Origin of the sequence: Photobacterium jeanii (assembly GCF_001650345.1) — a bacterium.
GTDB lineage: Bacteria > Pseudomonadota > Gammaproteobacteria > Enterobacterales > Vibrionaceae > Photobacterium > Photobacterium jeanii.
Genome location: NZ_LVHF01000029.1, coordinates 262,271 through 284,511, shown reverse-complemented (window position 1 = coordinate 284,511; position 22,241 = coordinate 262,271). Strand labels below are relative to the sequence as shown.

Sequence of the window (22,241 nt, the reverse complement as noted above, 5' to 3'; positions counted from 1 at the left end):
AAGGAGTTAGCCATGTTTCATTTCTCTGATTTCAAACCATTGGCACCGCAGCAACATAAGCAGTTCAATACTAGCTGTAATATTTGTGGTGGTGGCTGTCGCTTAATTGTTTCTCAACAAGCCGACGGGAAAATGAAAGTCATGGGTGATAAAACTGATCCTGTGTCGCGAGGTCAGTTATGCCGAAAAGGGCGCCATGTGCTGGAAATTATGAATCACCCACAGCGATTAACTCAACCGCTTAAACGCGTGGGTGAAAAGGGAAGTGGGCAATGGCAAGCGATTAGCTGGCAAGAAGCGATTGATTACACTGCTAAGCAGCTACAGCAAACTCAGCAGCAGTGGGGGAATAACAGTGTCTTTATGGCTTATGGTCATTCGAAAGACTTTATTAATACCCAATTACTTCGCCTAGCAAATGGAATGAAAACAGCCAATATTGTAGGTCCTGAAACCGTGTGTTGGGCACCGACCAAGCTTGGACGGGAATATACCTTAGGCTATAACCCATCTCATGACATTAGTGCCCAAACGCGATGCATTTTGCTGTGGGGTGTGAACAAATACAAAACGCGTTTTAACGATGTCAAAGCATTGAAAATAGCGGTTAAAGCGGGGGCGAAAACTATTGCGATAGACCCTCAATGTACTCGCCATAGCCAAAAGGCAGATCACTGGTTGCCACTCACACCAGGGAGTGATTTAGCACTGGCACTAGCCATGTTGAAAGTCATCATTGAAGAGCAGATTTACGATGCACAATTTGTGGCGCAATGGTGTGAAGGTTTTACTGAGCTCAAACAGCATGTGGCAAATTATGAGTTATCTGCATTAGTCCAAGAGACAGGGCTTAGCGCGATCGAAATTAAAGCTGCGGCTCGCCTGTATGCAGAGGCAAAACCTGCGGTGATTGTTAGTGGTAATGCGTTAGATCATAACGCTGACAGCTTTCAGGTAAATCGAGCTATCGCCTGCTTAATGGCAATAACGGGTAACTTAGATGTACCTGGTGGGCAATTCTGCAGCCAAGAACCATCGTTAATCTCTGGTCGCTGGCCTTATGATGATTGCGATGTCGATGCGATCTCTGCTGAGCACAGAGCTAAAAGTGCTGGTACGCCCGTGCTCCCTGAATATTTCCGCGCAACCAATCAAGGGATCACTAAAGCGATATTGGAAGGCGGGGCAGAGCCAGTAAAAGCTGGGTTTATTGTTGGGGCGAATGCGTTGCTCAGTTGGCCAGATACGCATGCTGTGCACCAAGCTTTCTCGCGGCTTGAGTTTTTGGCGGTATCCGAATTGTTTATGACCCCAACGACAATGATGGCTGATATTGTCTTCCCTGCAGCCAGTTTTCTCGAATACGAAGGGATAACTCAAGGTAACGATGGCAGCGTGCGCTTCCAACCTAAATTGAGCCAAGTCGGTGAAGCCCGTTCTGATCACCAAATCATTGCTGATATTGGTGCGGCGATGGGCGTTATGCCAGCGCATGATGAAACTCAATATTGGAATGCATTTTTGGGAGCCGATCCGGCTATTTCAAATCATAGCTCAGACTTAGATTTTGCTAAGTTAAGGGCGAAGCAAGTCGTTACGCCTGAAGAAACACTAGAAACCACTCCGAAACGTTATCGAAAATACCTTACTCAAGGTTTTCCTACCGCTAGTGGCAAAGTTGAGTTATACAGCCAAACACTGGCAAAGTTAGGGAAAGATGCAGTACCAACCTACAGAGCAATACCAGAAAACCCTGACTTTCCATTGCGGTTAACAACGGCAAAATCAAAACATTATATGTTTTCTCACGGTCGTCAAATTACTCAGCTTCGTGAATCTGAGCCGCAACCTTTGGTTAGAGTGCATCCTGATACCGCCTTGCAATATGGTTTAGTGGAAGGGCAAAAGGTGACAATAGAGGCTGCTAATGGGCATGCAATTCAGCAAATACTTAAGCTGGATGACAAGCTAGCCCCGAATGTCGCCGTCGCCGATCTTAGCTGGTGGTATCCTGAACAAGGCGAGGCAACCTTAGGCGGAGTATTTGCATCTAACTATAATGTTTTAACGTCAATCGATGTTAATGAACGTGGCATGGGCGAAGCCGGAAGTTTTGATATAAATGGGATAGCGGTACGGTTGAGTTAGCGCTTGATGGTGTTTGGTCAATTTATCCAGCTCTAGCTAATCTTGATTTTTTCCGTATAATTTTGGGTGTTTGCTTCGTATAACCCCAATGATATGGTTTGGGGGTCTCTACCAGCTCCCTTAAAGTGCTGATTACGAAGAGTTGAGATCACCGTGGATCTGACTCTTTGTAATGGCGTTCATTTTTCTCCAATTTGTTCCTATTCTTAGAGTTATTGCATCCACCATAGCCATAACAATAGTGGGATAAGAATATGAACGCATTTATTCAGGGTTTACCAAAAGTAGAGTTGCACTTACATATCGAAGGTTCGCTTGAGCCAGAGTTATTGTTTGAGTTAGCGCAACGAAACAACATCGACATTCCATATCAATCCCCCCAAGCACTGCGTAAAGCTTACGAGTTTGAAGATCTACAATCTTTCTTAGATATCTACTATCAAGGTGCTAATGCTCTGATTACTGAGCAAGATTTTTATGATCTGACGTGGGCGTACTTGGAGAAATCCAAAGCTGATAATGTTATTCATACCGAGATCTTTTTCGATCCGCAAACCCATACTGAGCGCGGTATTCACTTCGACACTGTGATTAATGGTATTTACCGTGCGATGGAAGATGGGCGTGAAAAGCTGGGCATTACCTCGCAGATCATTGCGTGTTTTTTACGTCATTTATCAGAGCAAAGCGCGATAGAGACATTGCAATCAATTCTTAAGCATCAAGATAAAATTATTGGTGTTGGTTTAGATTCTTCCGAACAAGGGCATCCGCCAGAGAAGTTTAAGCGTGTATTCCAACAAGCTAGAGAAGCAGGCTTACTGACTGTAGCTCACGCTGGAGAAGAAGGACCGGCACAGAATATTGTGGATGCGGTAGAGATGTTAGGGGTGAGTCGTGTTGATCACGGTGTTCGCTGCGTTGAAGATCCGCAATTACTGGACGCTCTCATTGCAAGCAAAATGCCGTTAACGGTTTGCCCGCTTTCTAACATTAAACTGTGCGTTTTCGATGAAATGGTCCAACACAATATCGCCGATCTTCTTCGCAAAGGTGTTGCTGTGACCATTAACTCTGATGATCCTGCGTATTTTGGTGGCTATATGACGGATAACTTCTTAGCGGTAAATCAGGCACACCCAATGAGTAAGCGAGAGTTAGCACAATTTACGATTAATGCGATTAACGGCAGCTTTATTAGTGATGAACTTAAAGCAAATTATCGCGCTCAAGTAGAGATGTATGTAGCGAAGCATTGATGGCTTAAATTGATATCTCCCCAGTGAAATGTTTGATGTTGAAGTATCTTTTGTGTAAAGTGTTCAATATCGAAGTATTTGCTGGGTTGAGTTCTCGATACCCAGTTACCGTTTAGGGGTATCAAGATGAAAAAATCACTTATTGCGCTTGTTGTAGCTATGTCTGCGTTTAATGTTAATGCTGTCACCTATCACGAGCCTGTGAAGGACGTGGAAGTTGGCTTGAATCAGTTTGGTGCAGGAATTGCGAATTGGGAAATGGCGCACTTAGGCGCGTTTACTTATCCTGATGCGCATCTTTACCATAAGCATGCTTACATCGCGAATAATGCAAAAGACAAAGCGCCAATGGTGGCGTCTGATACCCAAGTTGATATCACTAAAGTGCAGGTATTTGGTGGTACTAAGATGATGGATCTGTATTCTTTTATGCGTGATCGCGCCAACATCCATAACTTCGTGCTCATGGATAGTGAAGGTAAGATCATGGCTGAAGATTACTGGAACGGTACTGATATCAATACCGCAAACCATGCAATGTCAGCAGGTAAGTCATTTACAGCGATGACAGCTGCGATTGCGATGGAAAAAGGTTACTTGAATATGAGTGACCCTATCGAGAAATGGATCCCTGAATTCAAAGGTTCGCCATTAGAAGGTGCGACAGTGCAACACTTTGCTGATATGCGAGCGGGTGTGCGCACCATTGATGCTAAATACGATGATGAAAATGGTTACCATTGGTCAATGGGTGAGTGGTCAACATGGGATTGGGCTATGCCTCTTGCTGCGGGTTATAACGGCTTTGATACCGATGAAAATGGTAACCAGATCAACAAGCAAGGTGCACATGGTCGCTTAGATGGGATCGAAGATTTCCTCACTGTATTAGCCGATAAAGTGAAATTAGGAAATGCTCATGGTGAAGGTTATAACTACAAGTGTGTTAACACTGAAATCCTTGGCCTAGCAACCGAGCGTGCAATTAAGCAGGCGACAGGACAAACCTTTAATGAGTTCATGGAAACTGAGCTTTGGACTAAAGGTGGATTTCAAACTCCGCTTGCTGTGTATTCAGACTTAAATCATGGGCGTATGCCGTATAGCGGAGGCGTGAACCCAACCGCTCGTGACTTTGCGTTGATGGCGCAGATTATGTCTCACGGCGGTAAAAACTTTAAAGGTGAGCAGTTAGTGCCTAAATGGTTTGTTGATGCGGTGCGTGATGGTAATGATGAAGTTCGCAGTGCATGGGCATACAAAGATAACCAAGAGCAAGTTGCCGATCCTAAAGGTTTTTATACTAACCAATTCCGTACGGTACACATTAACGGCCGTAAGATTTCAGCGATGGTTGGTGTAAACGGTCAGTACAATGTGATTGACTGGACAACAGGTAACACGCTTTCTATTTTTTCGAGCTTTGGTAAAGCATCTGGTCCAAGCATGATTGCGACTTTCTTTAACGTGATTGATGGTGCCTTTACTGCTGCAGAAGCGGCGCAGAACGTAAAATAGCGAGCTTGAGTACAAACAAACTTAACTGGCTATTGGTTATATTAAGTTTGTCTCGATAATGTGTTGATTGATTATGTAAGCCAACAGCTTTGCTGTTGGCTTTTTTTATGCCACTTACTTAGGGTTTTCATTCATTGAGTCAGTGTCGATGTTTCCTTGAACATGACAGAGTACGTACTAGATCGTGGCTTAGTATTTTTGAGTTCAGCTGTTTTTTGAATTGGTTATGTATTTCTTGTAATCGTTTTACTTTGCGAAGGTGTGAGATTGGCTTTATAAATTAATCCTAAGATTATAAATGTGGTGAGTGTATCTCTTTATTATTTAAAATGACTTTGTTGATAGGTTCAATAATATTTTTTTGTTGATTTGACCTTCTTTAACTGAGTCAAAATAAACAAGTTAAATAAGATCGTTTCTAATATTTATTAGAGTAATATCACATTTGTATTACAAAAGCAGAGTGTGCATGTAGATTTTTGCTATCTATTTCTATATTTATGACATATCTAAATTATCAGACATAACAAATGAATTAATTGAAATTGAGAATGATGGAACTATCACTACATTCATAATGTGGTGCTTTTAATTATAAAGTTTCATATTTACCTGATACTAAACAATGACTTGCAATAGTGTGGTGCTTTGTGATTTGGGTGGGTAGTTGCGTGTTTCATTCATTATTATAAGGGGTGATCCTTATTTTACGTTCACTTTATGCCTATGGCGTATAACTCAATTGTTATGTCTAAAATAATAACAATTTATAAAAATTACCTGGCTTTTTATTTAATCAATAAAACAAAAAATAAGAGGCACAAGTAAGTCTTGGAATAACGAAGCCTTAAGAGGTGTAACGTATCTTCGTTGCGCTCTTTTGATGGCTTTGTATTTCCATAAAAAAGCAATATTACACAACACATACAGGAGACAATCATGAAATTAAATAAAACGAGGTTACTCTTAACTCTCGCGTTATTTTCTAATTCCTCATTTGCAGTGGAGCATGTTGATGCTTCAATCTTTAATGAGCGCGTTATCAACTTTGATTTGGCTGCAGATGTTGCAGCTATTGCAGATGAAGAACAAGCCAGCCCTTATTTTTCATTATTAAGCGTTGATAGTAGTAAAGCGATGTTTGAAGCGAAATTAACATCGTTAACTATGGCTAAAGTGAAAATGGCGGATGGTAATGTTTACGATCGTATTATCTTACCTGATGGCGGCGGTCCAGTAGAGCCGGGTAAACCGAACCTGACGGGTTACCAACAAATGGTTCGTATTCCAGATGGTGCGAAGTTAGATATTATTATTGATGATGTTGAATGGTCTAAAACGTTTGAAGATACTGTTGTTGATCCTGTTCAATTACCTTTCCCAGATGTAGTTGAAATGGATGGCACTCGTCCAGACCAAAATATGCCATTCGTTAAAGATGAAGAAGCATACGGTTTAGTTGCAGATACTCAATTGCCTCCTGTTTCAGTTGTTGAAACTGTACGTGTTCGCGGTAAGAGTTATGCGGTAATTTCATATCGCCCAATGGATTTTGATCCAATCTCAAAAACCATCCGCTTTGCAAAAAAAGTACGTTTTCACGTTAATTACGTTCTATCCGAAAGCCAAGGTTCGCGTGCTAAGCGAGCAGATCAATTAGGCTTTGAGGCACCAGCCAATGCTGTGCTCGATATTCGTTCCAAAGCAGAGCAAGCTGCTTCGGCTGTGCCTGCGGGAAAGCAAAATCCAAATAATGCGGCACTAACACCGGCACAGAAAGCAGATTACCTGATCATTACCGCAGATCGTTTCAAAGATGCGATTGAACCACTGGCGGCATGGAAGCGTCAGAAAGGCTACCAAGTACATGTTGCAACGGTGACGGAAACGGGTAATACCCAAGCTGACATCAAAAAGTACATCTCTGATTCTTACAGCAAGGGTACGATGACCTCGTATGTGCTATTTGTTGGTGATCATGAAGATATTCCTGGCTGGGAAATTACAGGTCACGGTTATCACGGTGCAAACCACAAGTGGCATACTGACTTTGAGTACACGTTAGTAGACGGTAATGATAAATACCCTGACTTAGTGTTAGGTCGTTTACCGGGTGATACTGAAGCACAAATCACTAGCATGGTGACGCGTACAATTAACTACGAGAAAACACCTACAGATTCTCAGCGGTACAAAGACGTTCTGTTAGCCGGTCAGTATCAAGATAATGACGGAAACAGAAAAGCAGACCGCATGTTTATGGAAGATCTCCATCGCGTAGCTGATTTCTTAGGTCCTGATTTTGATTTCTTTGCGGGTCGTGGCGACCTATTTAACAAAGGCTTTAATATTCACACCGCGCTTCAGTGGGATGCAGATCTAACTAAAGAGCTGAAATACGGTGGCTGGGATTACGGTAGTGCACGTGTATTACCACCAAGTGTAGTGCCACAAGCGTGGAAAAACCAAGGTAACGGTAACCATGTTCAAATCACGAATGCGATTAACCAAGGGGTTAGCTTAGTGATGCACCGTGACCACGGTTATGCCGATGGTTCGGGGTGGGCTGATCCTCGTTTCACTGCGACAGAAGTAAATGGTTTAGCCAATGGCAACATGTCGCCAGTTGTTTTCAGCCTTAACTGTGCAACGGGTTGGTTCGATGGTAAGGACTCATTTGCTGAGTCTTGGATGCGTAACCCGAATGGTGGTGCTGTAGGCTTTACTGGTGCGGTTCGCGTGAGCTACTCAGGCTACAACGATTTAATGCATGCAGCGATCATGGATAGCTTCTGGGATGACTATGACGGTAACTGGTCGAGCGATATTTACCCTGTATCATGGCGCCCAGCCATGGCAATGAACCGTGCTAAGCACCGTTTATTTGGTCATTACGGCACTCGCGGTACAGCATTATCAACCGCTCGTTTCTTTAGCTGGTTCGGTGATCCTGAACTTGAACTACGTACTGATCGTCCTCAAGAGCTGACTGTCACTTACCCTCAAAGCATGGAGAGTGGTAGCCAATCAGCCTTTGATGTTGTGGTTGAAACTAATGGCAACCGTCTTAAAGATGCACGCGTAGCCTTGGTTGAGAAGTCTGGTCAATCTCATGTTGTAACAACGGATGAAAACGGTGTTGCGCACTTTGACATTGCGCCGACTGAGTCAATGACAGTAACAGTGACTGAGCACAACGCAACAGCTTACGAAGGTAACATTACGGTAGGTGGTAACACTGAACTGAAAGCGAAAGTAGCGGCAAGCCAAGTTGCGCCAGCTTATCAGTGGGTAGCACTTGATGGTACTCAATCTGTTATCGAGCAAGGCACTAACGTGCGCTATCAGTGGACGCAAGTTGAAGGCCCAAAAGTACGCGTTGATCACGCAACTAAAAGCTATGCTTATGCGATTACGCCTGATTTCAGTACCACACTGAAGTTTAAACTAACGATCACAGATGAGCAGGGCAATACTGACTCTGCGATCCAAACGATCGTTGTTAAAGCGAAGAATGAAGATAACAACAAAGCGCCAATCGCACACGTGGCGAAGCAGCAAGTGGCTTCATTCTCTCAATGGGCAGCGTTGGATGGGCGTAAATCTTCAGATCCAGACGGTACGATTAGCAGCTATCAGTGGAGCCAAGTTTCTGGTCCTAAAACAGAAATTGCATACCCAAACAGCAGCTATGCTTACGCACTGACACCTGCTACTAATGCAGTATTGACGTTCCAATTAACGGTAACTGACGATAAAGGTAAATCTTCATCATCAATGCATACCATGATTGTTCAATAATCGCTGACTATTGATTCATTATTGTACTAAAGCAAAAGGGAGCCGAATTGGCTCCCCTTTTTTATCTTTCATTGGTTTTAAGCAAATTCAAGAACATCACCATCGCTCGGAATGAAGACTTTCTCACTTAAATTTTGCGCTTGTAGTGATTGGCGAAGCGTTGGTCGGTCGACAGGGCAGTGGTTTAAAGCTTCCATATGATTAGCGATAACTTGCCCCGGTGACAGTTTAATGAACTCCATGACTTCATCGGTTGGCATCAATAGAGGTTGACCGACATCCATCTGTGCTTGCCCAGCGGCGACCACAGTAATATCAGGTTTTAATTCGGTAAGAGCACGTTTTACATTTTCAGTTAGTACAGTATCACCACTGATATAAATAGACGGTTCGTTTGGTAGCGCTAAAAAGAAACCGCTGCCATTTGCCATCATTTTGTGGATCCAACCGTGCCCGTGCTGTGCCGGTATTGCGGTGATTTGGCCATCAAGAAAGTCTAGGGTTTGCCAGTCATCAATGCCGTGGGAAACGGTGATACCGTATTTTTCTAAATAACTTTTGTCTTTGAGAGGTGTGATAACAGGAATATTCTTCTCAATTAAAAAGCGTTCACCTGCGGGATCTAAATGATCGCTGTGTTGAAGGGGTTTAAATCCGAAAGTTTGGCTATGAGTAATCAAGGCGTGGGTGACTTTACTCAGTAGACGTTCGGCATTATCAGGTAAGTCGACGGTTGGATTGCGCTCTAACTTAAAGCGGACCATAGAAAAAGGTGGTAAGGAACCTTTTTCGCCCAGCATAGGGTCGATCAAAATAAAATGTTCGCCAGATTCAATAACAAAAGTTGCGCTACGTAAGTGGTGTATTTTCATTTTAACCAGCCTTTTATTGAACAATACTTAACAACAAAGATTCAGTGTCATCTAGTTTGCAATAGGCTTTAGCTGTGCAAAACTGTCCTAAAGGACACTAAACGCGCAAATTGGGTCAATATGGGTAAATCATCAGTTAAAAAAGTCGCTTTGGTCGCTTTTGAAGGGATCAGTGCTTTTCATTTGTCTGTACCTTGTTTGGTATTTCAAGACGCTTTTATTGATCGCCAACCCATGTTTGAGCTTAGTCTTTGCAGTTTGCATCAGCGGGAAATTTCCACCGGATCAGGCTTTGGCATTGTGGTTGATGAAGGGCTCGATATTCTCGATGCTGCCGATATTGTGATAGTACCGAGTTGGCCGAATTCGTTACCGCCAGTACCCGCTGAATTACGCGAGCGATTAGTACATGCACATGCTCGAGGGGCAATGTTGGTGGGCTTGTGTTTGGGCGCTTTTGTTATCGCAGAAACAGGGTTGTTAGATGGAAAAACAGCAACCACGCATTGGGCTTTTTCAGAGGCGTTTCGAACGCGTTTTCCTAAAGTCGAGTTTGATAGCCAGCCGTTATTTATTGAACATGACCAGCTGATCACATCCGCAGGAACAGCGGCGTCGCTAGATTGTTGTTTGCAAATTATTCGACGATTGTGCGGGAGTGAGTTAGCCAATCAACTGGCAAGAGTCATGGTGACAGCACCGTTTCGATCGGGCGGTCAGCAGCAATACATTCCTAGCCCGATAGCAGCACGTCCTGAAAAAGTAACCAGCTTAACGCAAGTTATTGATCAAGTGGAAAAAGCCATTAACCAAGCTCACAGTATTGATAGTTTAGCTGCGCAATGTGCGATGAGTCGACGCACCTTTACACGTCAGTTCAAAGCGGCTTATGGCTGTACTTTTAACCATTGGTTATTAGATCAGCGTCTTAAACTTAGTCAGCAGTTGCTCGAAAGCTCAAACTACTCAATTTCGCAAGTTGCTGAGCTATCAGGCTTTGGGTCTGAAAGTGTATACCGCAAGCATTTTAAAACCGCGTTTCAGATCACTCCAATGCAATGGCGAACAACCTTTAGCGGTACCGCACCTGTTACGCCTTAGCATGCTAAGTAAATGGTTGATAGCTAATAACTTAGCGATAACCTTGCTTATGCTATCTTTGCAAAAGATAAAATAGCCAGAGTTGAGTTAATAAATGATTGTTTTGATGATTGAAGATGACAAGGTGCTCGCCTCGGCGTTAAGTGATTACCTTGCGTTAGATGATATCGAATTGGATTACGCATATAACGGTGAGTCAGGGCTGAAGCTGGCGACAGAAAACGCTTATGATGTGATTTTATTAGATATTATGTTGCCCAAATTAAATGGGTTTTCCGTCTGCAAAGCATTACGTGAGCGTGGTATTTCAACCCCTGTTTTAATGATGACCGCCCGTGATTCGCTCGATGATAAGCTCGAAGGCTTTAATGTCGGTACTGACGATTACATCACTAAACCTTTTGCGATGGCGGAATTGTACGCCAGGCTTCATGCCTTGGTTAAGCGCAGTAAAGGTAAAGTTGCCACTCGAATTCAGATTGAAGACTTAACGTTAGATCTTGATAACCACCAAGCTTACCGTGGCGATACATCATTAATACTTTCCCCTCAAAGCTGGAAGATATTATTAGTGCTTGCTCAGCGGAGTCCGGCAGTGGTGACAAGGGAGGAGCTGGAGCAAGAAGTGTGGGGCGATGAAATCAGTACGAATAACCTTAAAGTGCAAATTCATAAGTTACGCCAGTCTGTCGATAAGCCTTTTGCCTTTTCTTTGATCCAATCGGTTCCTAAAGTTGGTTTCGTACTGAGGAGAGAGCATTCATGCTGAGCATTAAGCGCGAAGTGGTTAAGCTGCTGAGCTTGTTTGTGGTGCTACTTATCTTGTTATTCGCGTCGTTAATGTTCATTAATGTGAATTATGGAATTAGCACGGATACGCGAAACACCATGATTTACCAAGGGGCGTTATTGGCACAAGCGGTGGATGAAACTGGCGTTTTGCCACCATCGACGGACAGCGGCATGCTGACTATTTATAACGATATTGATGAGATGCCGGCGTACCTAAAAACGCACTTTAGGTGGTCTGAAATGAAAAATCGTCAGATGCTTGAGCGATATGTAGTGGATGATGAGGGCAATAAGCGTTACATCTATGCCATGAAATATCCTATCGAACATCTTGGTAAGCACGTTTATATCGTATTGAATTACTTAGATGATTTAGAAAATGAAATAAAATACGACGACAAAATTCAAAGGGGAAATCTTGTTTTGATCTCCTTTGGTTTGATACTTATCCTCGTGACGATCATCGCTTTTACATCCATCTTATATTGGCGCTTGCTAAACCCGGTTGAAAGAATGTTTCATTGGATCACGCATTCAGAGCAAGTGCAAATACCGGCAGAAAAAGAACTTAAGTATAAAGAGCTGAATCGAATTGTTGAGCGTGTTGAGACAAATCGCGAGCAACAAAAAGAATTTATTAAACGTGAGGAATTTTTCTTACGTACGCTGAGCCATGAACTCAGGACGCCTATCGCAATTATTCTATCGAGTGTTGAGTTGATGGAGCGAGTGATAGCCACTCAAAAGGTTAATACCAATCAAGATGCAAAATTAAGCCAAGGCGCGGAGCGTGCAACGGCGCGTATTATGTACGCCGTGACCAATATGAAAAAATTGGTACAAACGCTGTTATGGCTATCGCGAAAAAACGATGCATCTTTGCCTACCGAAACCGTAAATCTATCGTCAGTGGTGCATAGAGTCATTGAAGATAATCGTTACTTGCTGCAAGACAAAAGCGTGGATTTAGATATCGTCAATATTGATGACGGTGCTGAAATTATTGCGAACGATAATGTTCTTCAGTTGTTGTTTGAAAACTTAATCCGTAATGCGTTTCAATATTCACATCAAGGTCAGATTAGGATTGTAGTGGCAGATCGTCTTTTTACTATTGTGAATCCTGTGGACAGTGACGAGAGCGAACAAGATTATGAGTCTTATGGTATTGGCTTGTATTTAGTCGAAAAAATTTGCGACAAGGTACATTACCGCTATGAGATGGAAACAGATGCTGACACGGTAACAGCAAGTTTGCGTTTCTGATTTTGATAACCGGTTGATAACCGCCCCGCGTGTATTCTCATTACGACAAAAAATGATGAGAAAGAGGGGCTGAAATGAAAAAGGTATCTAAGTTAGTTGCTGTGATTGTCGGCGGACTGTTGCTTTCCGCTAACGTCAATGCCGATGTCAATGCCAAACAAAAGGAATATGACTATATCGTGGTGGGAGCGGGTGCTGCTGGGCTTTCTGCTGCGTTCACGCTGAATGAAGCGAAGCAAGATTTTTTGATCTTAGAGAAAAATCATCGCGTTGGTGGTATTGCTGAAAATGGTCGAAAAGGGCAGTTCCATTACGCTAAAGGCACTGAATATTTAGGTGAACCGTACGGTGCTTTAAGAAATATTGTTAACAAGCTCAATATTCCTATGGTGGAAATTCCGACGCCAATGGATGCAAGTTTTTACCAAGGAAAAATGCACGTTGGCAGCGACAAAGTAGCGCTGCTGACTGATAAAGTCTCAGGTGAAAAACAATTTAAGCACTTCCTGCATGTGTTAAAAAGTAACTTGCGGATGTTGTCGAAGGCGGAGTTAAAAGCACTAGATAATATAACGGCCAAGCAATGGTTTGACGACAATAAGGTCGATCCATTTATCCAGCGTCGTTATGACGTGATGGCGCGTGGCTTGTTTGGTGCCAACCTTAATGACATTTCAGCCTTGAGTGTGTTACCTGAGGTGGCTTTTGATTATTTAGATACGTATTCGTATAGCGAACTATTAATGCCATCAGATGAATCGGGTTCGTGGACAACCAAGCAGGGTATTAGTCTTATTACAGATACCATCGCCAAAAGTTTGGGCTCGCGTCTTCGCTTGAATAGTGAGGTGACTAAGGTGGCTAAAGTAGGAGATAAATACCAAGTCACTTTTATTCAATCTTTGCCTGATCGCCAAACAAAAAAAGAATCTGTCGTCTTGACGAAAAAAGTCATTGTTGCCACACCTGCTCCAATTGCAGCTTGGATTGCGAAAGATGTACTGACTGCGCAGCAAAAAACATTATTGTCACAAGTGAAGTATGCACAGTACGTCACGATAGCACTGTTTTCAAAGACACCGATATTTGACCAAGCGTTTGATTTGGCGATCTTAGATGGTGAGGTGGTGACTGATTTGTATGATTCAACTTGGGTTGAACGTCATTATAATCCAGAGCTGAAAACGGTGAAGGAGTTCATTGCAAGCGCCTACCTTGCTCCGAAAAGTGCGGCAGATACATCGCTATTGGCATTAACAGATGAACAGCTTATGGCAACGACTTACGATGAGTTATCGAAAGTTATTCCAAACATCAAACAGAAAGTTACTGGTTATGATATCAAGCGCTTCAAATATGCTTATCCAGTCATGACGCCGGGAGCTTATTCGCGTCTTGCGACATTAAGAAAGAGTTTCAATGGTGTTTATCTCGCAGGAGACTACATGAAATATCCCACGATTGAAGCGGCTTTTAGCTCTGGAGATGAAGCTGCAAAACAAGCTATGCAGCAATAAAACTATTAGTGACATGATAAAAATTGGAAGTTGAGGTGTGTTGTGAATAGTTTATTTTTTAAAAGGTATGAACCATCATATTTTGATAGCTGCGTTAGCCTTGTAAAAGCGACTTGGAATTTACATGCTGGTTTTGAAGCCATTACAGATGATGAGCTTGTATATGCTTATTACCTTAAAATGTGCCTAAATTGGAATGATCATTTAGATATCATTGTTGATCGGCAAGAGAATGTGAAAGGGGTATTGTTTGCTTCTAAAGAGAAAACCTCCTTCATTAAAGAGTTATTCCACATTCGCGAAGATAGGAAAATTAACAAGTGGAAGAACCAAAAGCTTAAACAAGGTGCTTTTGGTGAGCTTAAACAAGCACAGCGTGAGTTCGCTCGATTTGTTCAAAACGATAAACTGGGAGAACAAGACGCTGAGTTGTTTGACAGTGAAATTAATTTGTTCATTGTAAGCCCAGAATTAAAAGGAAAAGGGCTAGGACGGATGTTGATGGACCGTTATATGGTTTATTGTAAAAACAATGATATAGAGTCAACATTTCTATGGACAGATATCGAATGCGATTACTTTTTCTATCAAAAATACGGTTTCAAGATCCATAAGAAGTTCACGTCAGAAAAAATAACAGTGGACCATGTTGATAAAGCTGACGATGGGATGATTTTTTATCTTGAGATACCCACCTGAATAAGTTGTTGTGAAGAGTTTGCACACTGACTGATTGCAAGTGGTGTGACGATTTAATCAAGAATTGGTTTAGGATCAAAAAAGCGGCTCGGAAATTACCGAGCCGCTTTTTATTTATTCCACAATTTATTTCGTATTGAGATAAATTGAGGCACTTCTGGATTGCTTACTTAAATTCAGCTTTACGCATGCGGTTTAGTACAGCCATCACTTCGATAACGCGAGGTTTCGCTAAGTCACCGTAGTTTGGCATCATGCTGTACCAGCTTTCGCCAAGCATTTGGTCGAAGGCTTTGCTTGGGTTTTTCTCCCAGCCTTTACCTTGCGCCAGTTGGAACCATAACCAACCCACAGTGTGTAGCTGGCTTGAATCTGCTACTTGCTCAAGGGCTTGTAGATCGATCAACTCACGACCAAAGCGCATTGCAGATTTATCTTTCACTTGAACACGGAATTTACCGTCTTCTAATAGTGCTTTTAATGCAGCACGGTTGATTTGACGTGTGCGAGGGCGTTGTAGTGTCTCGGTGCCTTCAAGTGTGCGGCGTGTTGGGTGAGTCGCTACTACTTCTTTTGCTTTTTCTGTTACGTCAATGGCTTGGTAGTTGTGCATTTGAATCACAGTGTCAGCCACATCTAGGTAGTCGCCAGAGCCGCCCATCACCAATAGTACCGATAAGTTTAGTTGATCACGCAGTAGTGATACACGGTCAACCAGTGGGGTGATTGGCTCATCGTTTTTAGCAATCAGAGCTTGCATACGCTCATCACGGATCATGAAGTTAGACGCTGAGGTATCTTCATCGATCAGCAGGGCACGCGCACCCGCTTCGATAGATTCTTGTAGCCATGCTGCTTGCGAGGTTGAGCCTGATGCATTTTGTGAGCTGAAAGACGCAGTGTCTTTGCCCATAGGTAGGTTTGAAATGTACGGCGACAAATCAACACCATGTACACAACGGCCGTCTTCAGCTCGAATTTTCGCAGCGGTTTCATCGGTCACAATGTATTCACGACCATCGCCCGGAACGTGGTCGAATACAGAGCTTTCAATAGCGTTAAGTAGAGTCGATTTACCGTGGAAACCACCACCAACAATCATGGTGATACCTGTTGGTACGCCCATACCGCGGATCTTACCTTTGTGCGGTGCTTCTAGTTCGATAGCCAGTGATTCAGGAGACGTAAATGGTACTGCGTCGGCAAGTGGTGAATCGTTGTTACCTGCTAGACGCGGCAGCACACTGTTATCAGCCACGAAAGCTAATAGGTTATGTTCTTTAAGCTGGCGACGTAGCGCAACTTGGTCTTCTACTGCTTCACAGTGACGTTTTAGCGCTTCGATATCCAGTTCACGTGCAATAGTGGCACGACGGATAATCTTAGGCATGGTGAACGTCAGTAGGTTTGCTGTTTTCTTAGCAATGATGGTGCGACCATCTGAAGGCAAGTTGATGCGGAAACGAAGTTCGATGCCTTCATCGTCAAAAACAACCGCAGTGCGATCAAGAATGGTTTGACCCGGACGGTCGATTCGAATCGCATTCTCTTGTTGCGCGAGATCGGCAAATGCACGAGCAATGAAATCACGAGCAGCACGTTGGTAGTCAGCTGACTGGTCTTTTAGCCAAGCAAGATCGGTTAGCGACCATGCACGACGTGCGCGCACACGTGAAGCGGGCGCATAAGGGTCGGCTTGAGTGATATCGATATAAAAGTCGAAGTCAACGAAGTGGTATTCGCCACGTAGGCTTGAATAGCTACGATAGTTGTGTCGATCAATTTTGTGTAATTTGGCTTCGAGAAGTTGCATGTTGCCTCGATATCAATAGTTGTTCATTTCCGGGGACGCGATACTACACCAAACCAGTGAAATAAGCATGCAGCTTTTAAGGTAATTCATTGAATTCAACCGAGCTGATTGACGTTATTCACTGTAGCCAAGCACGGAAATTGCCCACAAGACTGGTTTGTTATCGCATGATGCTATTTTAGACCTAGATGCCAAATAGGGTGGGTAGCTTGAGGTAATAGAGAGTCGAGGTGGATATTCAACTGCTTTGACCGACTAAGGTCTAATTGTGGTGTACGGAAGGTATCGTATGCTGAAAGTACAGTAAAAGCATCATAGTTATCAGATATAGTTCAGATACTAAGGGGTTACCATGCTACAAACTAGCTTAGTCGTTGCAGAAATCGTGTTGTTAAGTCTTGGTGTTCTGATGATTATCAAAAGTATGGCCCAGTTTGGGCAACGCACTCAAAACTGGCTTGGGGTACTTACCATGTTTTATAAGCGCGTCGGGATGGATATTGCCGAGTACCGCTGGTATCGCTTAGGGGTTGCTAGCTTTGTGCTGGGTGTGGTGCTGCGTATTGTAAATCTGACGATCTGGCCTGTTTGATATCTTTGCAAAATTTCAATGAAAACGAGAGGCGGTGCCATGACACCACCTCGTAATAACCTTTGTTACCCTCTGGGTATCGGTAATAATAGATCCACTCGCAAACCACCAAGTTGACTGCGCGATAAGGTCAATTCACCACGGTAACTGTGAGTGAGTTCGTTGGCAATGTTGAGTCCTAAGCCTGTGCCTGGTGTGGTTTCATCTAAGCGTACTCCACGCTTCAACACTTCTTTACAACCTGCCTCATCAATTCCGGGTCCGTCATCTTCAATCACAAGATGAATCAACAGTTGGTTGTCTTTATCATCATGTGGAGCAAGATACACGCGGATTAGACTCTTTGCCCACTTGTAGCTATTTTCAATCAAGTTTCCGATGATTTCATCGAGATCGCGAGCTTCGACTGCCACCAATACATCGCTTTCCACTTCATTGACTAAAATCACTTCGCGATGGCTGTAAACTTTGTCCATCGCAAGAGAAATAGCATCAATGCGCGGTGAAGGTGCGGTTTTAGCCGCGAGGATATTGGCAGCGCCAGCCATACGAGCACGACCAAGATGATAATCAATGTGCTGCTGTAACTGGTTGATAGCAGGTACTAACTTCGCTTTAGCATCATCAGGTAACACTGTGACTTCATTGTTCAAAATTGCGATCGGTGTTTTGAGGGCATGAGATAAATTCCCCGATTGGTTTCGAGCGCGTTCAAGCAGTTCTTGATAATGGAACAGCAGGGCGTTCAAATCATCAATGACGGGTTGTACTTCCGTTGGGTAATTGTCTTTTAGCTCTGTGGTCTCACCTTCACGAACCTGCTTTAAATTGGTGCGCAGCTTTTTAAGTGGCAGTAATGACCAGCTCACTTGCAGCCAAGTGAGGGTTAATACACCAATAGCCATGACTAACAGTAGCAACCACAAACCGTGGTTTAGCTCTTTGATGGTTTGGTTGAGGCGACTTTTATCAATTGCGATGATGAGAGACACAGGATCATCTAAATCAGGCAAATAGATATTACGACTTACGGTAAGGAGATCTTGCTGATTTGGCCCTCGGTAGCCTTCTTCTTCATCACCGGTAATGCGGCTGTCCCACAAAGAGCGAGAACGTAGTTGGGCATTGTTTGAAGTCAGTGACCAATACAAACCGCTATAAGGTGATTGAAACCTTGGGTTCGACATGGTACCCGATAATGTGATTTTGCCGTTAGCATCGGTATCGGCAAGGGCGGTGACTTCATCTAAATAGAGATAGAGCTGAGATTTCTCTTGGTCGACGAGGTAGTTGTGAATGAAGTTCGGCACAATATAACCTGCCGCCGCGACAATCAGAAAAAGCCAAAGTGCAGCCGCAAAGAGTAAGCGGCTGCGTAAGCTTGAAGGTTTAAGCATGTTAGCTATCAGCATTGATGCGGTATCCCAAACCGCGCACTGTCTTGATCACATCACCACCAATCTTGCGGCGAATACGACCAATGAACACTTCAATGGTATTCGAGTCGCGGTCGAAGTCTTGTTTGTAAATGTGTTCAACCAGTTCAGAGCGGGAAATAACTTTATCAGTGTTGTGCATTAGGTAAGCCAACACTTTGAATTCAAGTGCAGTTAAATCAATCGCTTGCCCTTGCCACATCACTTTTGAGGTGCGGGTATCTAGGCTTAAGTCGCCTACTTGAATCACAGGAGATGCATTGCCGGAAGCGCGACGAAGCTGCGCACGTAGACGGGCAATCAGCTCAACCATTTGGAAAGGCTTAGTGAGGTAATCATCAGCGCCAGCGTTAAGACCTTCAACGCGTTGGGTGAGTTCGTTACGCGCGCTTAAGATCACAACAGGCGTATTCACATTTTCATCGCGAATGCCTTTTAGCACGGTCAGGCCGTCTAATTTGGGTAAACCTAAATCGAGTACAATGGCATCCCAAGGTTCAGAGGTTGCACGGTAGAGCGCGTCAATACCGTCACCGGAAAGCTCGGCAACCCAGCCGTTTTGTTCTAAACCTTCAACGATTTGGTTACCAAGGGTTTGTTCGTCTTCCACCACTAAAATTTTCATTGTGTGCCTTTGATAATTTTTTCTAATTGACGCCCTGAAATTTTAATTATCGATAGGGTACGAGCGTCGTATTCGACTTTGACAATATTGTTTTGTGGATCGAGTAGTTTTAGCTCATAAATCCAAATATCGTCATCTTCTTCTAATTCTACTTTGATGATCCGACCATGAAGTTGATCGGCAACGGTATTTTGCAATGCAGAAAATGGTTGGATTAACCCTTTCTCTACCGCTTCGATCACGTCATCGTGATCTTCATCTATTTCTAAGCGCGGACTGTTTGGCGCTGCGTTGGCGATAACCGACCAACACAGTAACGCGCTGAGAGTCAGTGATTTGATGATGGTGATTATCCTCATAACAACCTCCGCCGATAGTGCCTAAGTTGATGCTAATTACTCGTGTTTGCGACAGCAATGTGCTGGTGGCAGTGTTTAAGCATTGATAAAAGCAGTATATCTGGCAGAAAGTGAACCCTAAATGAACATTTTTTCGGCATGCAGTATTATGCAATTAGATTTGTTTGATATGCGTCCCGAAACTTATAAAGTAAATCATTATTATCCCTTATGAATACATGCATGGATAATAATAAGGGACATTATGCAGTTATCTTTGAAGAAGAAGTTAGTTTTATCAAGTTTATCCTTGATTTTTGTGACAATTCTAGTTGTTGGCTGGTTTTCATACCAAAGCATGAAAGAACAAGCATGGTCTGCAATTCGTAGCGAAAGTTTTAATACAGCAACCGCATACAGTAAAGGGATCGGCGATTGGTTTAAAAGTCGCCAAAATGCCATTGAGGCGTTAAAAGAATCGATTGAGCGTGATCCGCAGCTCGATATCGTTTCTCACCTTAAACAAACTTTGGTCGCGGGTGACTTCGGTTTAAGTTACTACGGCACCCAGCAAGGTGTGATGCACCGTCATGATCCGTCGTTGAATAAAGCAGGGTACGATCCTCGCTCTCGCGGTTGGTATAAAGAAGCCTTTTCTGCACGCCAACCTATTACGACTAAACCGTATGTGAGCCATACCATGCAAACCTTGGTGGTAACGCTGGCAAATCCGGTGTTTGAGAATGGGCAAATCGTGGGTGTTGCCGCATCGAACTTAGCGATTGGTGAGCTAGTAAAAGATGTTCTGAACATCTCTGTACCTGGCGATGGTTACGCAATGTTGCTAGATCTTCGTGATCAAATTGTGGTGGCTCACCCGAATGAGGAGATGCAACTTAAACCACTGACTGACATTGGTGCTGATTTTAGTGCTGATAGTCTTAACCGTGAGATTGCACGCGATCACTTCTTCTTCACTCAGATCAATGGGGTAGAGAAAGCGGTTGTGGTAACGCCTGTGCCAAATACCTCGTGGGCGATCACCTTGGTGATGGATCAACAAACCTTAGAAGCGCCACTGCGTGATTTGCTATTTAACCAAGTGATGATTGGCTTGGTGATCATGTTGTTGGTTTCAGTTTTTGTTGCTTGGCTGCTGACGCATCAACTGCGCGAGCTGAATACAGTGTCTGATGCGCTGGCGGATATCGCCACTGGTGAAGGCGATTTAACAGTACGTATTGATGTTAAAACCGACGATGACATTGGTAAGCTAGCGAGTAACTTTAATCAGTTTGTTTCTCGTCAGCATGATATGGCGGCGAAATTGCGTGATATTACCGAGCAGTTAAATCATGCGGCAGCACAAACGGCAAGTTCAGCCGCTGAGCGCAGCGATAGTATTCGTCATCAACAAGATGAAATAACTATGGTTGCGACGGCAGTGGCTGAAATGGCAAGTGCTACCCAAGAGATCGCTAATAATGCGGAAAACACCGCGAAAAGTGCTGAGCAAGCGGTGGGCTTATCGCAAACGGGTCATAGCCAAATGCAGCAGAGCCAATCTTCAATTGGTAATCTTGCCAATGAAGTTAACAGCGCGGTGAACATTATTGAGCACTTGAATGAACATGCCATGAAGATCAGCTCAATTTTGGCAACGATTCGTGATATCGCAGAGCAAACTAATCTGTTGGCGCTTAATGCTGCGATTGAAGCGGCACGTGCTGGCGAACAAGGTCGCGGTTTTGCTGTGGTAGCCGATGAAGTACGTGTACTTTCGCAACGTACTCATACCTCGACAGAAGAAATCCAAGGCATGATCGAGACACTGCAATCAACCACTAAACAAGCGGTGGATGTGATGTCAGATAGCCATCAGTTGGCTGAAACCAGTGTGCAAGATGTTGATCAAGCGGGGACTTGTATTGAAGACATCGCGGGTCAGATTAGCGTGATTAACGATATGTCGACGCAAATCGCGTCTGCGGCTGAAGAGCAATCGAGTGTTACTGCTGAAATTAGCCGTAATACGGAAGGTGTTCAAGAAGTGGCGAACAAGATGGCAAGTGATGCAATCGCCGCTGCTCGTCAAGCAGAGGACTTGAAAGTGTTAGCTGATCAGCTAGAGGCGGAGGTTCGTCGCTACAAGCTTTAGTTGATGATGAAGCGAAATAGCGGTTAGTACTAGCCTGAAAACAGATAAAGCCCAACGATGGTTATAACGTCATCTGTTGGGCTTTCTTGTTTTTATATTACTTTTCAGTGTGGGGTTGTTTATCGGAGATATTTAACTTAGCTCTACAATAGGAATTTATTCGAATACCTTTTTTAATAACGAAGCTTTAATAAATCCCCTCATTATTCATTCTTGGTAGATGCAAAAAATATTGTTTTCTTTCTTTTTATTACAAAAATATTTGCACCTGAGTTTAAATGAAATATTGAATTCACATCCCTTATT

16 protein-coding genes and 1 riboswitch are annotated in these 22,241 nt (G+C 43.4%); of the genes, 11 read left to right on the top strand and 5 right to left on the bottom strand.

The window, feature by feature from the left end; all coding sequences use genetic code 11:
• Window positions 1–12: 12 nt before the first annotated feature.
• From A3K86_RS16080 to A3K86_RS16065, 4 genes are all read left to right on the top strand, one after another.
• Entirely contained in the window at window positions 13–2,148 is a 2,136-nt protein-coding gene (locus tag A3K86_RS16080; RefSeq protein ID WP_068333371.1) for a molybdopterin-containing oxidoreductase family protein, read from the top strand.
• A 55-nt stretch (window positions 2,149–2,203) separates the two neighbouring features.
• Window positions 2,204–2,303, top strand: a riboswitch (purine riboswitch).
• Between the two features lie 99 nt (window positions 2,304–2,402).
• Complete coding sequence (locus tag A3K86_RS16075) at window positions 2,403–3,407, top strand: adenosine deaminase (protein WP_068333368.1); 1,005 nt, start codon at window positions 2,403–2,405, stop codon at window positions 3,405–3,407.
• A gap of 126 nt (window positions 3,408–3,533) precedes the next feature.
• Window positions 3,534–4,925 carry a serine hydrolase domain-containing protein gene (locus A3K86_RS16070; protein WP_068333365.1) on the top strand — a complete coding sequence of 464 codons (1,392 nt, stop codon included), beginning with the start codon at window positions 3,534–3,536 and terminating at the stop codon, window positions 4,923–4,925.
• Window positions 4,926–5,864: 939 nt separating this feature from the next.
• Window positions 5,865–8,726, top strand: a complete 2,862-nt coding sequence (locus A3K86_RS16065; RefSeq protein ID WP_068333362.1) for a C25 family cysteine peptidase — start codon at window positions 5,865–5,867, stop codon at window positions 8,724–8,726.
• A gap of 77 nt (window positions 8,727–8,803) precedes the next feature.
• On the opposite strand, the gene A3K86_RS16060 is transcribed toward A3K86_RS16065, so the two are convergent.
• On the bottom strand, window positions 8,804–9,598 hold the full coding sequence (locus tag A3K86_RS16060) for an MBL fold metallo-hydrolase (RefSeq protein WP_068333360.1): 795 nt from the start codon (window positions 9,596–9,598) through the stop codon (window positions 8,804–8,806).
• Window positions 9,599–9,718: 120 nt separating this feature from the next.
• Here A3K86_RS16060 and A3K86_RS16055 point away from each other — a divergent pair, with 120 nt between their 5' ends.
• From A3K86_RS16055 to A3K86_RS16035, 5 genes are all read left to right on the top strand, one after another.
• Window positions 9,719–10,699, top strand: a complete 981-nt coding sequence (locus A3K86_RS16055) for a GlxA family transcriptional regulator (protein WP_068333357.1) — start codon at window positions 9,719–9,721, stop codon at window positions 10,697–10,699.
• Window positions 10,700–10,793: 94 nt separating this feature from the next.
• Window positions 10,794–11,468, top strand: coding sequence for a response regulator transcription factor (locus A3K86_RS16050; protein WP_068333354.1), 675 nt, complete (start codon window positions 10,794–10,796; stop codon window positions 11,466–11,468).
• A 119-nt stretch (window positions 11,469–11,587) separates the two neighbouring features.
• Entirely contained in the window at window positions 11,588–12,757 is a 1,170-nt protein-coding gene (locus tag A3K86_RS16045; RefSeq protein WP_162844318.1) for a sensor histidine kinase, read from the top strand.
• A 74-nt stretch (window positions 12,758–12,831) separates the two neighbouring features.
• Window positions 12,832–14,274 (top strand): flavin monoamine oxidase family protein, encoded by a 1,443-nt coding sequence (locus A3K86_RS16040; protein WP_068333348.1) that lies wholly within the window; start codon window positions 12,832–12,834, stop codon window positions 14,272–14,274.
• Window positions 14,275–14,316: 42 nt separating this feature from the next.
• On the top strand, window positions 14,317–14,973 hold the full coding sequence (locus A3K86_RS16035; protein WP_068333346.1) for a GNAT family N-acetyltransferase: 657 nt from the start codon (window positions 14,317–14,319) through the stop codon (window positions 14,971–14,973).
• A 166-nt stretch (window positions 14,974–15,139) separates the two neighbouring features.
• Here the strand turns inward: A3K86_RS16035 and A3K86_RS16030 are convergent, their stop codons facing one another.
• On the bottom strand, window positions 15,140–16,786 hold the full coding sequence (locus A3K86_RS16030) for an ABC-ATPase domain-containing protein (RefSeq protein WP_068333343.1): 1,647 nt from the start codon (window positions 16,784–16,786) through the stop codon (window positions 15,140–15,142).
• A 352-nt stretch (window positions 16,787–17,138) separates the two neighbouring features.
• Here A3K86_RS16030 and A3K86_RS16025 point away from each other — a divergent pair, with 352 nt between their 5' ends.
• Complete coding sequence (locus A3K86_RS16025; protein ID WP_068333339.1) at window positions 17,139–17,378, top strand: hypothetical protein; 240 nt, start codon at window positions 17,139–17,141, stop codon at window positions 17,376–17,378.
• Between the two features lie 65 nt (window positions 17,379–17,443).
• Here the strand turns inward: A3K86_RS16025 and A3K86_RS16020 are convergent, their stop codons facing one another.
• The 3 genes from A3K86_RS16020 to A3K86_RS16010 are packed head-to-tail and all read right to left on the bottom strand — an operon-like array spanning window position 17,444 to window position 19,798.
• A complete protein-coding gene (locus A3K86_RS16020; RefSeq protein ID WP_068333336.1) occupies window positions 17,444–18,790 on the bottom strand; it encodes an ATP-binding protein in 1,347 nt (448 codons plus the stop codon).
• On the bottom strand, window positions 18,777–19,439 hold the full coding sequence (locus A3K86_RS16015; protein ID WP_068333333.1) for a response regulator transcription factor: 663 nt from the start codon (window positions 19,437–19,439) through the stop codon (window positions 18,777–18,779). Before A3K86_RS16015 ends, A3K86_RS16020 begins: the two co-directional genes overlap by 14 nt.
• The gene (locus A3K86_RS16010; protein WP_068333330.1) at window positions 19,436–19,798 is read right to left on the bottom strand and encodes a PepSY domain-containing protein; all 363 of its coding nucleotides are present in this window, start codon (window positions 19,796–19,798) and stop codon (window positions 19,436–19,438) included. The genes A3K86_RS16015 and A3K86_RS16010 overlap by 4 nt, the downstream gene beginning before the upstream one ends.
• 244 nt (window positions 19,799–20,042) lie before the next feature.
• On the opposite strand from A3K86_RS16010, the gene A3K86_RS16005 reads away from it, so the two are divergent.
• A complete protein-coding gene (locus A3K86_RS16005; protein ID WP_068333327.1) occupies window positions 20,043–21,935 on the top strand; it encodes a methyl-accepting chemotaxis protein in 1,893 nt (630 codons plus the stop codon).
• The last annotated feature ends 306 nt before the right edge of the window (window positions 21,936–22,241 follow it).

What these genes read in the sequence shown, in the direction of transcription:
- A3K86_RS16080 (WP_068333371.1), top strand. Translation starts at nt 13, where the DNA reads ATGTTTCATTTCTCTGATTTCAAACCATTGGCACCGCAGCAACATAAG.
- A3K86_RS16075 (WP_068333368.1), top strand. Translation starts at nt 2,403, where the DNA reads ATGAACGCATTTATTCAGGGTTTACCAAAAGTAGAGTTGCACTTACAT.
- A3K86_RS16070 (WP_068333365.1), top strand. Translation starts at nt 3,534, where the DNA reads ATGAAAAAATCACTTATTGCGCTTGTTGTAGCTATGTCTGCGTTTAAT.
- A3K86_RS16065 (WP_068333362.1), top strand. Translation starts at nt 5,865, where the DNA reads ATGAAATTAAATAAAACGAGGTTACTCTTAACTCTCGCGTTATTTTCT.
- A3K86_RS16060 (WP_068333360.1), bottom strand. Translation starts at nt 9,598, where the DNA reads ATGAAAATACACCACTTACGTAGCGCAACTTTTGTTATTGAATCTGGC.
- A3K86_RS16055 (WP_068333357.1), top strand. Translation starts at nt 9,719, where the DNA reads ATGGGTAAATCATCAGTTAAAAAAGTCGCTTTGGTCGCTTTTGAAGGG.
- A3K86_RS16050 (WP_068333354.1), top strand. Translation starts at nt 10,794, where the DNA reads ATGATTGTTTTGATGATTGAAGATGACAAGGTGCTCGCCTCGGCGTTA.
- A3K86_RS16045 (WP_162844318.1), top strand. Translation starts at nt 11,588, where the DNA reads ATGATTTACCAAGGGGCGTTATTGGCACAAGCGGTGGATGAAACTGGC.
- A3K86_RS16040 (WP_068333348.1), top strand. Translation starts at nt 12,832, where the DNA reads ATGAAAAAGGTATCTAAGTTAGTTGCTGTGATTGTCGGCGGACTGTTG.
- A3K86_RS16030 (WP_068333343.1), bottom strand. Translation starts at nt 16,786, where the DNA reads ATGCAACTTCTCGAAGCCAAATTACACAAAATTGATCGACACAACTAT.
- A3K86_RS16025 (WP_068333339.1), top strand. Translation starts at nt 17,139, where the DNA reads ATGCTACAAACTAGCTTAGTCGTTGCAGAAATCGTGTTGTTAAGTCTT.
- A3K86_RS16020 (WP_068333336.1), bottom strand. Translation starts at nt 18,790, where the DNA reads ATGCTGATAGCTAACATGCTTAAACCTTCAAGCTTACGCAGCCGCTTA.
- A3K86_RS16015 (WP_068333333.1), bottom strand. Translation starts at nt 19,439, where the DNA reads ATGAAAATTTTAGTGGTGGAAGACGAACAAACCCTTGGTAACCAAATC.
- A3K86_RS16010 (WP_068333330.1), bottom strand. Translation starts at nt 19,798, where the DNA reads ATGAGGATAATCACCATCATCAAATCACTGACTCTCAGCGCGTTACTG.
- A3K86_RS16005 (WP_068333327.1), top strand. Translation starts at nt 20,043, where the DNA reads ATGCAGTTATCTTTGAAGAAGAAGTTAGTTTTATCAAGTTTATCCTTG.